The organism is Chloroflexia bacterium SDU3-3 (assembly GCA_009268125.1).
In the GTDB taxonomy this organism is placed as follows: Bacteria; Chloroflexota; Chloroflexia; order Chloroflexales; family Roseiflexaceae; genus SDU3-3.
Genome location: WBOU01000006.1, coordinates 55,172 through 69,266 on the forward strand (window position 1 = coordinate 55,172; position 14,095 = coordinate 69,266).

Sequence of the window (14,095 nt, forward strand, 5' to 3'; positions counted from 1 at the left end):
CTCTCCATTCGGTGCTCTCCTTTTCTGTGCGTGCGGTCCTCGCCCTCACTCTAGCGATGCTTCGTCACGAAGACGTCACGGAATGCTGTTTAATATGTTTAATCACAGAATATTTAATTTTATCCGAAAAATACTGCTCTTATGGTATATTTTATTTTTTCTGTAAAATATGAGCGTAATAAGCTCTGAATGTTCTTGTGGTCTATTATCCGAGCCCCCCTGAGCATACATATATTCATTCTTTGCATTCCTTGGCGTCTTGGTGGTAAACAGTTCTTCGGTTTTTCGCGCCTTTGCGCCCTCGTCGTCTTCGTTCTCTTGTCCCATAGTTCCCTTGGTGCTTTGGTGTCTTGGTGGTAAACGTTCCTCTAGCACTTGACATACGGCCCAATTTCGTAGTAACATATGAATAGTTGCTCAATCGTTGAATTATTGAGATAGCATCTCAAAGAGCGAGGCATCTATGAGCGCAACCCTTAAACTCAACCTCTCGCAGGTGCTGCCAGCGGCCCGCTGCCCCGGCTGCGCCAGCTGGCTGGCCCAGCAGCTCGCCGCCAAGCGCGGCATCGAGAAGGCCCATATTGTCCAGGCCGACGAGGCCGCCGACCTCTGCCTGCACTACGACCCCGCGCTGCTCGACGAGGCCGCCCTGGCACGCCTGGCCCACGAGCAGGGCGATACGCTGGGCAGCCGCTACCGCCACGAGCTGCTGGCGCTGGGCGCGGCCAGCGAGGCCGACACCGCGCTGGCCCTGCTGCAGAGCCAGCGCGGCGTGCTGCACGCCAGCCGCGCCGCCCCCGGCCAGCTGGCAGTGGCCTACGACCCCACGGCGGTGCAGCGCACCACGCTTGAGCGCCTGCTCCAGCCCGCGCCCGCGCACGAGCACGGCGAGGATTGCGCGCACGAGGGTGAGCACCATGTCGGCTGCTGCGACCACAGCGGCGAGGGGCCAACCTTCCTGCCGCAGTGGGTGCGCGAGCGCTGGGACTTCGTGCTGATCGGCCTGTGCGCGCTGTTCCTGCTGGTCGGCTGGGCGGGCGAGTCGTTCCTGGGCATGCCGGGCTGGCTGGCGCTGGTGTTCTACGCGCTGGCCTATGTGGCGGGCGGCTACGAGGTGGCCACCGAGGCGGTGCCCGGCCTGTTCCGCGGCAAGTTCGACACCGACGTGCTGATGCTGGCCGCCGCCGCTGGGGCCGCCGCCCTGGGCGAGTGGAGCGAGGGCGCGTTCCTGCTGCTGCTGTTCTCGATCGGCCACGCGGGCGAGCACTACGCCCTCGACCGCGCCCGCAGCGCGGTGAGCGCCCTAGGGCAGCTGATGCCGCAGAGCGCCCAGGTGCGGCGCGGCGGCGATGTAGTGCAGCTGCCGATCGCCCAGGTGGCCGTGGGCGACGTAGTGGTGGTGCGCCCCGGCGACCGCATCCCGGTGGATGGCGTGGTGCTGGCTGGGCAGGGCAATGTGGATCAGGCCCCGATCACCGGCGAGAGCGTGCCGGTGGCCAAGCAGCCCGGCGAGCGCGTGTTCGCGGGCACCATCAGCCAGGATGGCGCGCTGGATGTGCAGGTGGACACGCTGGTGGCCGACAGCACACTCAGCCGGGTGATGCGCATGGTGGCCGAGGCCCAGCAGCAGACCAGCCCCACCCAGCAGTTCGCCCAGCGCTTCAGCGCGTGGTTTGTGCCTGCGGTGCTGATCGCCACCGGGCTAGTGGCCGTGGTGCCGTGGCTGCTGGGCTGGTGGACGCTGGATGTGAGCTTCTACCGCGCCATGGTGATGCTGGTGGCGGCCTCGCCCTGCGCGCTGGCCATCGGCACGCCCGCCGCCGTGCTGGCGGGCATCGGCCAGGCGGCCCGCAGCGGCGTGCTGATCAAGGGCGGCGCACACCTGGAAAACCTGGGGCAGGTGCGCGCCATCGCCTTCGACAAGACCGGAACGCTCACCACCGGCCAGTTCGCCATCACCGAGCTGCGCCCCGCCGAGGGCGTGGACGAGCGGCGGCTGCTGGAGGTGGCGGCGGCAGTCGAGCAGCAGTCGAGCCACCCGCTGGCCCAGGCGGTGGTGCGGGCCGCCCGCGAGCGCGGCCTGGCCCTGCCCGCTGCCGATGGGCTTGCCAACCTGGCCGGGCGCGGCGTGCGCAGCAGCGTGGGCGGCCAAGCGGCCCTGATCGGCACGCCTGACCTGCTGGAGGAGGCCGGGGTGTCGCTGAGCGACACCAGCCGCGCATCCCTAGCCGAGCTGGCCGGGCAGGGCCGCAGCACCATGCTGGTGGCGCTGGGCGGGCGCGAGCTGGGCCTGATCGCCCTGGCCGACACGCCCCGCCCCGGCGCTGCCGCCGCGCTGGGCCGCCTGCGCGCGCTGGGTGTGCGCCACCTGATCATGCTCACCGGCGACAACGCCCGCGTGGCGCGGCAGGTGGCCGAGGCCACCGGCATCACCGACACCCGCGCCGACCTGCTGCCCGAGGACAAGCTGACAGCCATCGGGGCGCTCGGGCGCGACCATGGGCAGGTGGCCATGGTGGGCGACGGCGTGAACGACGCCCCGGCGCTGGCCCGCGCCACCGTGGGCATCGCGATGGGCGGCGCGGGCACCGCCGTGGCCCTGGAGACCGCCGACGTGGCGCTGATGGGCGACGACATCGGCAAGCTGCCCTTCGCGGTGGGCCTGGGCCGCGCCAGCAACGCGATCATCCGCCAGAACCTGGCGATCTCGCTGGGCGTGATCGCGGTGCTGCTGGTCAGCTCGGTGTTCGGCCTGGTGACGCTCGGCCCCGCCGTCATCCTGCACGAGGGCAGCACGATCGTGGTGGTGCTGAACGCCATCCGCCTGCTGGGCTACCGCCTGCCCAGCTAAAAAGCATCCCTTCGCCAATATCGGCAGCGTAAGAGCCCTCCTTCTCATAGAAACATGAGAAGGAGGGCTCTTGCAGATCTTGGAGACAAAGTGCGCCGTGGCGACCGCATACCCGGCCTCCGCTGGCATGCAACCTGCTGTTCGCACGCAGGCCTTCCCGAAGCCTCAGGATAAGCGATTGCTCAACGACGTGGTGCCGCCACACGGTGGATCGCCGAAGCGTATGGATTCGAGGAGAAGATGATGAAGCGAGACCGACAGATTGCCATGCCTGCCGCCATCGGGCTTGCCGCCACGCTGGCGCTGGCAGCCGCCACGCTGGCCCAGCCCAGCAGCACGCAGGCCGCCCTGCTGGCCCAGCCCGAGCCGACCGCCACGATCCGAGCGCAGCAGACCGCCACCGCACAGGCGGTCGCCACCGCCGCCACGCAGCCCCCGCCCCCGCTGCCCACGCCGACCCCGGCAGCGCCAGGGGGCAGCCTCGTCACCCCCGAGAACCGCGGGTTCAGCGAGGCGCGGCTGCAGCAGATCCACGTGCCGCCGGGGTTCTGGGTCAACGTGTTCGCGGCGGGGCTGGGCAACACCCGCATGATGGTGGCCGCGCCCAACGGCGCGGTGTACGTCACGCGGCGCGAGCAGGGCGATGTGCTGGCCCTGACCGACACCGACGGCGACGGGCGCGCCGACGAGATCAAGACCGCCGCAGCGGGGCTGCCGCTGGTGCACGGCATCGCCCTAAAAGGCGGCCAGATCTACCTGGCGACCGACACCAAGGTGTACGTCGGCGACATCCAGGATGACAAAACCCTGGGCGGGCTACACACGATCATCGACGACCTGCCGACCGGCGGCCAGCACGCCAATCGCACGCTAGCCTTCGGGCCAGACGGCATGCTGTACATCACCGTGGGCAGCACCTGCAACGCCTGCAGGGAGACCGACCAAGAGAGCGCGACCATCCTACGCGCCAGGCCGGACGGCAGCGAGCGGGCCATGTTCGCCAAGGGCCTGCGCAACACCATTGGGTTTGGCTGGCACCCGGGCAGCGGCCAGCTGTGGGGCATGGACCACGGCTCGGACTGGCGCGGCGATGACCAGCCGCCCGAGGAGCTGAACCTCATCCAGCCGGGCGGCGACTACGGCTGGCCGTACTGCTACGGCGCGCGCCAGGCCGACCCCTTCTTCTCGCAGGAGCCGCCCGGCACCACCAAGGCGGCCTACTGCGCCACCACCAAGCCGCCGGTGCTCACCTACCAGGCCCACAGCGCGCCGATCGGCATGGCCTTCTACATGGGCGCGCAGTTCCCGCCGGAATATCAGGGCGATGCCTTTGTGGCGATGCGCGGCTCGTGGAACCGCAGCCAGCCGACCGGCTACAAGGTGGTGCGCGTGCGCTTCCAGAACGGCTGGCCAGCTGGCTACGAGGATTTTATGAGCGGCTTTCTGATCGAGGATGGGGCGGCGCACTTCGGGCGGCTCGCCGGGGTGGCGGTGACGCCCTACGGCTCGCTGCTGGTGTCCGACGACGCCAACGGCGTGATCTACCGTGTCTCGTGGGCTGGGCGGTAGCTGCGGGGGAGCAGAGGTCTCACAGGATGTCACTTTTCTATGGCATTCCAAGACCTCTTTGGCACATATGCGCGGTCGGCTGCCGATGATCCCCACTGCCGACATCGCCTCCAACCGATGCCCGCAATGCTCGGCCAGGACGTAGGGGCGGGTCTCTGCCCGCCCCATCGACGTTCCTCGCGCGCATCGTCAACCTGGCTCAGGGACACCATGTGAGGGGCAAGCGCCCTAGTCGAGCGTCACATCCGGCGCGACCGTGGCGAAGATGCCGCGCAGGTCATCGGCGGACTGCGGCCCCACGTAGGCCTTGCCATTCACCACAAACGTCGGCGTGCCGGTCACACCGTTGGCCAGCGCGGTCTGGTAGTCCGCCTCAACCTGGGCGGCGTAGGTGCCCGCGCTCAGGCACGCGCCAAATGCGGCCGTATCCATCCCCAGCTTCGCCGCGACGGCCTCTAGCATAGTGGCGCTGAAGCCAGCCGAGCCATGCGCTGGCTGGTTCAGAAACAGCGAGTCGTGGAAGGGCCAGAACATGTTCTGCTCGGCGGCGCAGTAGGCAGCCTGCGCCGCCCGCCGCGCGCCCTCGCCGTGGAACGGCGCATTGCGGATCTCGAAGCGCACCTTGCCGGTGCTGGCGAATGCCGCCACGACCTCCTGCTCGTAGTTGGTGGCAAAGTACCCGCAGGACTCGCACTCGTAGTCGGCGTACTCGATCACCGTGATCGGCGCGTCCTTCGGCCCCCAGGCGCGGCCATTCGGCTCGGCGCTGGCCGGGGCCGGGTGCGCCGACACCCGCACGGCGCTGGTGTCGGCGGCCCGCCGCCCGAGCAGCCCCACGCTGGCCACTACAGCCAGCGCCATCAGGCTCAGCCCAACGATCCAGAAAAAATTGCGCTGCTGCGCTTTTGCGGCACGCCCACGGGTGCGGGCGGCGGCTCGCTTGTGTGTCGTCATCGTTCTTTCCTTCAAAAAACACGCGCGGTGAAAAAGAGCATACGGGCGGTCCCAGGCCCATCCAGCGCGCAGCGACGCTACGCCATGGCGCTGCTGGCGATGGCGGCGGCGCTGCGGGGAGGGCAGCGCAGCTAGGCAGGGCGCGGCGGGGGAGTGGTGGGCGCAAAGAAGGCGGAGGGCAGCGGCGCGCCGCGCGGCACGACCGGACGGTAGGGCAGGGGCAGCGGTGGGCAGGCCGCAGCCGTGGGCAGGCAGGCCTGAGCAAGCTGGCAGAGCACACAGTGGGCCGCACCGTGCTGCGGTGGCGGCTGATCATCGGGGGATGCATGCAGGCCAGCGCAGCTAGGCGCGAGGGCCTGCCAGTGCGCACAGCAGGCGGGCGCGCCCGGCCACGCCGCAAGGGCAAGCGCCACCAGCACCAGGGCAAAGCCCACCACCAGCGGGCGAAGCCGGTGCAGATACACGCGCAGCTGGGTTCGTATCGCCGTTGCCACCATAGGCGCGTACTATACCATAGGCGCAGCGCACCGCGCGCGACCTATGCGCTCATTCACCGCGAAGGGGAGCATCTCGCCACGAAGGCGCGAAGAAAAAAACGCAGCGACAACGCCAAGCGCCCGCACCCGGCATCCAGGCACCTCGCCAGCGCTAACCAGGATTGAGTCAGCACTGCCGAAAGATCATCATATGCCAAGGTGAAAATTACTATGATTATAGGATAGCCACCCCCGAGCGCCTCCCCTATACTCCCTATGAGCAGCCCATGCAGCAGATCGGCAAGCAAAGGAGAAACGGCGCTATGATCGTGGCAAACCCTCAGTGGCTTGATACCAAAGAATATCCCTTTACATCAAACATATTTGCCAGCGGCGACGGCGATCTTCACTACGTCGATGTCGGCAGCGGCGAGCCGATCATCTTCCTTCACGGCAGCCCAGATTGGTCTTTCTCGTTCCGAAATATCATTCAGGCACTGTCCAAGCGCTACCGCTGCATCGCAATCGACCACCTTGGATTCGGCCTCTCGGACAAGCCGATCAACGGCGACTACCGCTCCGAATCACACTCCAGGCGGGTAGAGCAGCTGATCGCGGCGCTGCACCTGAGCAATGTCACGCTGATTTTGCACGATTGGGGCGGGCCGATCGGCATGTCCTACGCGGTCAATCACCCGGAGAACATCAAGTCGGTGGTGATCATCAACTCGTGGGCGTGGGCGGTGGACAAAGACTGGTACTACCAGGCCTTCAGCGGCATGATGGGCGGCGGGCTGGGGAAGTTTTTCATCCGTCAGTGGAACCTGTTTGTGCATGTGGTGGTGCCCACATCCTATGGCGACAAGCAGAAGCTCACGCCGGCCATGCGCCAGCACCTGCTGATGCCATTTAGCAGCAAGGAGTCGCGGCGGGGCATGGAGAGCTTCCCCGGCGCGATCATCAAGGAGACGCCCTGGCTGGCCAGCATCTGGAGCAAGCGCCACGCGCTCGACCACAAGCCGATGCTCATCCTGTGGGGCATGAAGGACATTGCGGTGCGCAAAAAGGAGCTGGAGCAGTGGCAGGCCGCCTACCCGCAGGCCGAGGTCCACACCTTCGGCGATGTGGGGCACTTCCCCCACGAGGAGCGCCCAGGCCAGACTATCGAGTATCTGCAGGCGTTCTTGGGCAAGCAGTAGCGGAGAAAAAAGCAGCGGCGGCCCGGGTTGGGCCGCCGCTGCCGGTACGCGGGCCGCGCTAGCCCAGGCGGTGCTCAAGCGCATAGCGGGTCGCGGCGCTGCGCGAAGACACATCCAGCTTGCGGTAGATGGTGCGCACGTGCGAGTTCACCGTGGTCAGGCCGATCACCAGCTGCTCGGCGATCAGGGCGTTGCTCAGGCCCTGGGCCAGCAGCTGCAGCACCTCGCGCTCGCGTGGGGTCAGGTCGCCGGCGCAGGCTGGCAGCTTCGCCAGCGGTGCCTTTGCGGCGGCCTGACGCGGTAGCTCGGGCTTGTCCAGCAGTTCGTCGAGCGGCAGCGACTCGCCCTCGCTGCAGGCCGCCGCAAAGGCCTGGTCGCTCAGCGCGGCGCGGATATCATCCACCCCGTTGGCGTACAGCAGGTGGGTCTTCAGCACCATCTCCAGCCACTGGTATGGCTCCATCTCCGAGATACCATCCCCGCGCTTATAGATCGCCCTGGCCCGCGCCCACAGCCGCACCGCCCACACATACTGCCGCTGGATGGCGGCCACCGCGCCCAGCCCGATCAGGCAGATCACAAAGGGCGCGCCGACCCCGGCCCGCACGGTGGCGCGCGTGATCTCGGCCACCTCCTCGCACAGGTAGGCCACCTCGGCCTCGTTGCCCTGGGACTGGGCGAACAGCGCCTGGGCGTGCAGCGCGCGGATCATCATGTACAGCTCGCCCGACTGCTGCACGAGGCCCAGGCAGTCCTTGCCAATCATGTATGCGAGGTGGGCATTGCCATCGAAGTAGGTGCTGTAGGCCAGCACCAGCGAGGCCTCGGTGAACAGCCAGCTGTGCTGGGCGCGGGGCAGGATGCGGATGCCCTCCTCGACCAGCCGGTTGGCGCTATGGTACTGGCCGCGAAGCAGCATGCCGATGCCCTGGGTGATCAGCACACGCGCGATACCGTGGGCGTGGTTGATCGTGCGGAACAGCTGCAGCGACTCGCTGGCCAGCGCGTCGGCGGCAGCCCAGTTGCCCTTGTAGTAGCCCAGCATGGCGGCGGTGTGCATGGCCCAGGCTTTGGTGTCCACCTGCACCGGGGTGCTGCTCTCGGGGCAGCGCTCCAGCGCCTGCTGGATCCAGTGGTAGCCCTCCACCGTCGAGCTCTGCAGCCACAGCGGCCAGAGCGAGCCACCTAGGCTCAGGGCGCGCTCGGCATCATTTGAGGCCAGGAACCAGTGGAAGGCGGCCTGCAGGTTCTCGTACTCGCTCTTGATCCAGCCGACCCAGTGCAGCAGCTCGCCGCGCACCACCTTCTGCTCAAGCGAGTGCGCCAGGCCCAGGTAGTACTCGGCGTGCGCCTGGCGGATCACCCCCTCCTCATCGCTGGCCCGCAGCATCTCCAGGGCATATTCACCAAACGCGCCCATCAGAATAAAGCGCTGCTCCTCGGTGCCATGCTGCGACTCGTGCAGGATCATGCTCTGGTTGATCAGCGATGCGGTGGCATCTAGCAGCGGCTCGCGCTGCTTGCCCGCCAGCCGGGTCATCGCCTCGATCGCCTGGAAGGTGCAGCCGCCCATGAACACGGCCAGGCGGCGGAACAGCCGCTGCTCGTCGGCGGTGAGCAGGCGATAGCTGCGCTCCACAGTTTTGCGCAGCGACTGGTGGCGCTCGGGCGCGCCGCGCGGGCCGCCGGTGAGCACCGACAGCCGGTGGTCGAGCCGGGCCAGCAGCTCGTGCGGCGAGAACAGCCGCAGGCGGGCGGCGGCCAGCTCCAGCGCCAGCGGCAGGCCATCCAGGCGGGCGCAGATCTGCGCGATCGTCTGGATGTTGGCGGGGGTCAGGGTGAAATTGGGCCGGGCCACCGACGCCCGCTCAAGGAACAGCGCCACCGCCGGGATCTGGCCTAGCTCGGCGCAGCTGTAGGCGCGGGTGGGGCTGGGCAGCGCCAGGGGCAGCACCGAGAACACGCGCTCCTCAAGCAGGCCGAGCACGGTCTGGCTGGTGACCAGTATCACCAGCCCTGGGCAGGCCGACAGCAGACGATGCAGCTGCGGTGCTGCGCCGATCACCTCCTCGAAGCCATCCAGCAGCAGCAGCATGCGCTTGTGCTGCAGCACCGCCATGAGCTGGGCCAGCAGGATCTCGGGCTGCTTCTCGGCTAGGCCGAAAATGATCGCGACCGCCGGGATCACCTCGCTGGCGGCATGGGCCGAGGCCAGCGAGACCAGCACAATGCCGTCGGCATACGCGGGGCCGACCTCGGACATGGCCTTGAGCGCCAGCCGGGTCTTGCCCACCCCGCCCGGGCCAGCCAGCGTGATCAGGCGCGCCTCGGGCTGGCGGAGCAGCGCGCAGATCGTGGCCAGCTCGCGCTCGCGCCCGATCAGCGGGGGCAGCGAGGCCGCAAGGTGCTGCGCCGACATGGGCTGGGCGATCTCGTGCTGTGGCAGCTCCTGGTATGCCGGGCCGAGCTGCAGGCTATGAGCACCCGCTGCAACTGACCTTTCTGCTAGCGAACGCTGTTCGATATCAGAGGTTTTCTCTTTCATACATGCTCCAAGAAACCACTGGCGTGAGCCATGCGAAGGAATGATATCGCGACCGCGGCAGTGCCTACCCGCAAGCGGATGGCCGCCGCATAGAGCTTTGTATCGCCATAGATAGCAAGTCGTAGCATCACCTAACGCAGACAGAAGCAAGGTCTGAAGGAACAATGGATGAGCTGCCTCTAAGCAGAATGAGAAGATACACGCGTGCTTTAGAAAGGGGAGCTCGCCGCTATCAGCAGAGCAGCGGGGGCCGCGCGAGCGCGTACCGCACTAGGGGAAAGAGGGAGATCTGCGCACCAGAGCGAGGGGCGGATTCAACGAGCAGCAAGCGCTGCGCCGCTTGATCGCATGGGCTTGGCAGGCCCAGATCACGGCTCTCATGGCCGCTCGCGGCTGATTCCGACTGACAACGTGAGCAGACAAACATCACACGTTCTCCTTCGTACACTCATGAAAATGCCCGGTACGACCAGCCATCATGGCAGGCCCAGGCATGCTTGCACAGCGGGGTGCGTTGGAGATCGGCTAAAGGCAACATAGCCTTGCGATCTTATGGGTGAAAGAGCGGGCGTCTCCCCTATTATTGCATTATTTATTAAAAAAGCAATACTTTATTTAACTAGTATTTTTTATCGAGTGGTATTTAATTAAATCGGGTATAAAAATACCAAAGCTCGCAAGTCCGCAATAGTCCACATATGCAGCCTATCGCGGGCGCAATGGCAGCACAAAGGGCGGTATGGCTATGCATACCGCCCCTGAGAAGCCGGCCAACCGACAGGCCAGCAGCCGCTACGAGGTATACTCGCAGTTGCCGGTGGCATTCACCACAAAGGTAGTGGGGTTGGGGTTCACGATCTGGGCGGTAAGCTCGCCCGCCCACAGGTAGTTCGCGAACTCGCCGGTGCCCGAGGTGCTGGCAAAGTACCCCGACCCCGCGCCCGTGACCATGTCGGCCTTCACCACATAGGGCAGCGTGATCGTGCCGCCCGGGCCGGTAGCGGTGAACGTGCCGATCAGATAGGCCTTGTTGGTGCTGGTGTTGATGGTGTAATCCTGCTCGCCGGTGAAGGTGTAGCCCGCCAGGAAGCCCGAGGTGAACGCGCCGCCGACACCGCTATCGCGCACCACCATCAGCGGGCCATACATGGAGACCGTGCCAGGGCTGGTTGTGGCAATGGTGAAGCCAGCGCTGCAGGTGCCTGTCGGGGCGGCGACGGTGGCGGCCACCGCCGAGGAAGGCTGGGCCACGAAGGCGAAGGCAAACAGGGCCGCCCACAGAGCCAGGATGAGACGAACGGACTTGTTCATGACACGCTCCTTATACACTGGCGAAACAACATCGCGCAGCATCGATGGTTGCTGGCCTGCCCGAGTACCTCGGCCAGGCCCAATACAGCGCTACCAAGCCACCTCAAGGCGCTCGTAGCCGCGAAACAGCAGGGTGGGAATATGGGTCAGCTCCTGGCCGGGCACCAGCCGCAGCTGCGGCAGCCGCTCGGTCAGCACCTCGAAGGCTATCCGGCCCTCTAGGCGGGCCAGCGCCGCGCCCACGCAGAAGTGCACGCCGTGGCCGAAGGCCAGGTGCGGGTTGTGGGCGCGCTGCAGCTGGAACTCGTCGGGGTGCGCAAACACGCCGCTATCGCGATTGCCCGAGCCATACAGCAGCAGCAGCGAGGCCTCCTCGGGCAGGGCCACGCCGCCAAGCTCGACCGCGCGGGTGGTGGTGCGCGCGAACATCTGGATCGGCGCGTCGAAGCGCAGGATCTCCTCCACCGTGGCGGGGATATACTCGGGGTGCTCGCAGAGCGTGCGCCAGCGCTCTGGCTCCTCCAGCAGCAGCAGCAGGCCGGTACCGATCATGTTGGTGGTGCTCTCGTGGCCAGCCAGGATCAGGCCCTGCAGCAGAATCACCAACTCGTTCTCGGTGAGCGGCTCGGCCCCCGGCGTGGCGAACTGCAGCAGCGTGGTGATCAGGTCATCCTGCGGCTGCGCGCGGCGCTCGGCGATCAGGCCCGCAATGTAGCGCTGGAAGGCCACCGTGCCCCTGGCGCATTCCACCTGGCGCTCCTCATCCAGCTGGATGGACATGAGCATCAGCCAGTCGTGGCTCCACTGGCGGGTCTGGTCGATGTCCTGGCGCGGGATGCCCAGCAGCGTCAGCACCACCTCTAGGGCCAGCGGGTAGGCGTACTGGCTGATGATCTCGACCTGCTGGCCGGAGAACTGGTCCACCAGCCGATTGGCGATCTGGCGGATGAACGGCTCGATCGCCCGCATACGCGCTGGCGCGAAGGCGCGGGTGAGCGGCACGCGGAAGCGGGTGTGGTCGGCCCCGTCGGTGTTCAGCACGATCGGCACCGGCAGGAAGCCCAGCACCAGCTCCTGCAGGGTGCGCGGGTAGAACTTCACCGGCGAGGTGAGCGTATCGCGCGAGGAGAACAGCTCGGGCCGCAGCAGGATGCTCTGGATGTCCTCGTGGCGAGTCACCAGCCAGGCATCAAGGTCGGGGCAGTAGGCCACTGGCTCGGACTGCCGCGCGAGCGCGTAGAACGGGTAGGGGTTCTCGGCGAGCGGGTTGAACTGCGCGCCCAGTAGATTCGACATCGTGGTCTCTCCGTGGTTGCCTAAGGGCTACTCCAGCCCGGCGAATCGGGCCTGGGTGCGCTGCCGCCAGATCTCGTGGGCAGGCTCGCCGCCCGTGATCGCGATGTTGCTGCGGGCGATATCGGCGGTGTGGGCCGCCTCCTCGCTGGAGACGCCGCCGAACACCTGGCAGGCCAGATCGGTGTGGGGCACTAGGTTGCCCGCCTGCTGGCGGCCCCAGGCCGCCACCGCCGCGCCACGGGCCAGCTGGGCGCGGTACGGCCCGGCGGCGGCGCGCAGCGCCTCCAGCTGGGCGCGGTCGAGGCCGCCGCCGTACGCGCAGGCCAGCCCGATGCCGCTCCACACATCCACCTGGCGCTGCGGCTGGAACCCGCCGACGATCGACGTGACCAGATCGACCCGCGCCCCCGACGAGAACCAGATCGCGCGGCCCAGGCCCTGGTCGAACAGCCGCTGGGCGTAGGGCGAGAGGTGCGACGGGATGGCGTGCTGATCGATGTAGCGGCGGCGGGCGAAGAAGCCCTCGTGGAAGCCGTAGCCATCCACGATCACCCAGGAGAGCACAGGGTCGAGCTTGCCCAGGTAGGCCTCGGGCGGGCGGCGCAGGCGGGCCAGGGCCAGGCCCACGCCGACGTAGATCGGGTAGATATGCTTCGCGCCGGGGCCTGCCACCAGCTCGTTGACCCGGTTCTTCCAGGGTGCCATAATGTCCAGCGCGGCCAATCCCATGGCCGCGCCCTCGTAGGCGAAGCCGTGCAGCTCTGGCTCGATCGCGTCCAGGCGCGGCACCAGCACCTCCAGCCTGCTATCCTCCAGCGTGGCGTGGTAGCCGGCCACCAGCGAGCGGGCCACCGGCTGAAAACGCTCCCAGGCCTCTTTGGCGAACCCCGGCCTGCTGAACACCGCCTTCTCCGACGGGATGCCGAACATGGTTCGGCGGATCGTGCCTAATGCGGTCATTGCGCTACCTCTCTGTGAAGCTCTGCTACCTCGCCCCATTCGGCGGACTGGGCCGCGATGCGCTGCCGCCAGACCTCATAGGCCGGAATGTCGCCATCTGGCGGCAGGCCGCTGCGGGCCTCGTCGGTGATCAGGGCCACCTGCTGGCCCGGCATGCCCCACAGCGCCTCGCAGGCTAGGTCGGTGTGAGGCGCGCTGCCCCCGGCCTGCTGGCGGAACTTGGCCGCCATAGCCGCGCCCACCGCCATCTGAGCCTTGTGCGGGCCAGCGGCGGCCTGCAGCGCCTTGATCGTGGGGCGGTCGACCACGCCCGCCGCGTAGGCGCAGGCCAGCCCGATGCCGCCCCACAGATCGGCCTGGCGCTCGGCGGGGAACTGGCCGATGGTCGCAACGATCCGGTCGATACTGGCGCCGGTGGAGAACCACAGGCTGCGGCCCATGCCGTGGTCGAAGGCCCGCCGCGCGTAGCCCGTCACCCGCGCGGGGATGGACTGCTGCTCGACGGTGGTGCGCCACGAGAAGAAGCCCTCGTAGAAGCCGTAGCCATCCATCACAAACCAGCGCAGCAGCGGGTCGAGCTGGGCGACGAACGGGTCGGGCCGCTGGGGCATGCGCGGCATCACCAGGCCCGCGCCGATATACAGCAGCGAGATGTACGACGCGCCCGGCCCTGCTACAAAGGCCTGAAAGCGCTTCTTCCACGGGAACAGACTGTCCAGCAGCATCAGGCCCATGCCCGCGCCCTCGTAGGCCACGCCGCGCAGCTCGATCTCGACCGCGTTCAGCTTGGGCACCAGCACTTCGAAGCGGCTGTCGTCAATCGCCTCGTAGAAAAAATCCACCAGCGTCCGGGCCACCGGCTCGAAGCAGAGCCAGCTGTTGTCGATATCGTCGTGCAGGCCGTGCCGCTCGGTCACCATCTGCTGGAAGGAGG

Annotated in this window: 10 protein-coding genes; 3 read left to right on the top strand and 7 right to left on the bottom strand. The window is 67.1% G+C overall.

Annotated elements, in window-relative coordinates; genetic code table 11:
- Positions 1-463 precede the first annotated feature (463 nt).
- Together cadA and F8S13_11455 are read left to right on the top strand one after the other, a co-directional pair.
- Entirely contained in the window at positions 464-2,851 is a 2,388-nt protein-coding gene (gene cadA, locus F8S13_11450) for a cadmium-translocating P-type ATPase (GenBank protein KAB8142865.1), read from the top strand.
- 588 nt (positions 2,852-3,439) lie between these two features.
- Complete coding sequence (locus tag F8S13_11455) at positions 3,440-4,420, top strand: sorbosone dehydrogenase family protein (protein ID KAB8143138.1); 981 nt, start codon at positions 3,440-3,442, stop codon at positions 4,418-4,420.
- A gap of 228 nt (positions 4,421-4,648) precedes the next feature.
- On the opposite strand, the gene F8S13_11460 is transcribed toward F8S13_11455, so the two are convergent.
- Both F8S13_11460 and F8S13_11465 read right to left on the bottom strand, forming a co-directional pair.
- Complete coding sequence (locus tag F8S13_11460; protein ID KAB8142866.1) at positions 4,649-5,374, bottom strand: thioredoxin domain-containing protein; 726 nt, start codon at positions 5,372-5,374, stop codon at positions 4,649-4,651.
- A 131-nt stretch (positions 5,375-5,505) separates the two neighbouring features.
- Positions 5,506-5,871 (bottom strand): hypothetical protein, encoded by a 366-nt coding sequence (locus tag F8S13_11465; protein KAB8142867.1) that lies wholly within the window; start codon positions 5,869-5,871, stop codon positions 5,506-5,508.
- 266 nt (positions 5,872-6,137) lie between these two features.
- Between F8S13_11465 and F8S13_11470 the strand changes: the two genes are divergently transcribed.
- Positions 6,138-7,049 carry an alpha/beta fold hydrolase gene (locus F8S13_11470; GenBank protein KAB8142868.1) on the top strand — a complete coding sequence of 304 codons (912 nt, stop codon included), beginning with the start codon at positions 6,138-6,140 and terminating at the stop codon, positions 7,047-7,049.
- 58 nt (positions 7,050-7,107) lie between these two features.
- Here F8S13_11470 and F8S13_11475 read toward each other — a convergent pair whose 3' ends face one another.
- The 5 genes from F8S13_11475 to F8S13_11495 form a co-directional block, all read right to left on the bottom strand.
- A complete protein-coding gene (locus F8S13_11475) occupies positions 7,108-9,594 on the bottom strand; it encodes a hypothetical protein (protein ID KAB8142869.1) in 2,487 nt (828 codons plus the stop codon).
- A gap of 792 nt (positions 9,595-10,386) precedes the next feature.
- Entirely contained in the window at positions 10,387-10,905 is a 519-nt protein-coding gene (locus tag F8S13_11480; protein ID KAB8142870.1) for a hypothetical protein, read from the bottom strand.
- Between the two features lie 90 nt (positions 10,906-10,995).
- On the bottom strand, positions 10,996-12,201 hold the full coding sequence (locus F8S13_11485; protein ID KAB8142871.1) for a cytochrome P450: 1,206 nt from the start codon (positions 12,199-12,201) through the stop codon (positions 10,996-10,998).
- A gap of 27 nt (positions 12,202-12,228) precedes the next feature.
- Complete coding sequence (locus F8S13_11490; protein KAB8142872.1) at positions 12,229-13,161, bottom strand: DUF1702 family protein; 933 nt, start codon at positions 13,159-13,161, stop codon at positions 12,229-12,231.
- Positions 13,158-14,081 carry a DUF1702 family protein gene (locus tag F8S13_11495; protein KAB8143139.1) on the bottom strand — a complete coding sequence of 308 codons (924 nt, stop codon included), beginning with the start codon at positions 14,079-14,081 and terminating at the stop codon, positions 13,158-13,160. Before F8S13_11495 ends, F8S13_11490 begins: the two co-directional genes overlap by 4 nt.
- Positions 14,082-14,095: the final 14 nt, after the last annotated feature.

Excerpts from the sequence above, each read along its gene's own strand:
- cadA (KAB8142865.1), top strand. The coding sequence starts at position 464 with ATGAGCGCAACCCTTAAACTCAACCTCTCGCAGGTGCTGCCAGCGGCC.
- F8S13_11455 (KAB8143138.1), top strand. The coding sequence starts at position 3,440 with ATGATGGTGGCCGCGCCCAACGGCGCGGTGTACGTCACGCGGCGCGAG.
- F8S13_11460 (KAB8142866.1), bottom strand. The coding sequence starts at position 5,374 with ATGACGACACACAAGCGAGCCGCCGCCCGCACCCGTGGGCGTGCCGCA.
- F8S13_11465 (KAB8142867.1), bottom strand. The coding sequence starts at position 5,871 with ATGGTGGCAACGGCGATACGAACCCAGCTGCGCGTGTATCTGCACCGG.
- F8S13_11470 (KAB8142868.1), top strand. The coding sequence starts at position 6,138 with ATGCAGCAGATCGGCAAGCAAAGGAGAAACGGCGCTATGATCGTGGCA.
- F8S13_11475 (KAB8142869.1), bottom strand. The coding sequence starts at position 9,594 with ATGAAAGAGAAAACCTCTGATATCGAACAGCGTTCGCTAGCAGAAAGG.
- F8S13_11480 (KAB8142870.1), bottom strand. The coding sequence starts at position 10,905 with ATGAACAAGTCCGTTCGTCTCATCCTGGCTCTGTGGGCGGCCCTGTTT.
- F8S13_11485 (KAB8142871.1), bottom strand. The coding sequence starts at position 12,201 with ATGTCGAATCTACTGGGCGCGCAGTTCAACCCGCTCGCCGAGAACCCC.
- F8S13_11490 (KAB8142872.1), bottom strand. The coding sequence starts at position 13,161 with ATGACCGCATTAGGCACGATCCGCCGAACCATGTTCGGCATCCCGTCG.
- F8S13_11495 (KAB8143139.1), bottom strand. The coding sequence starts at position 14,081 with ATGGTGACCGAGCGGCACGGCCTGCACGACGATATCGACAACAGCTGG.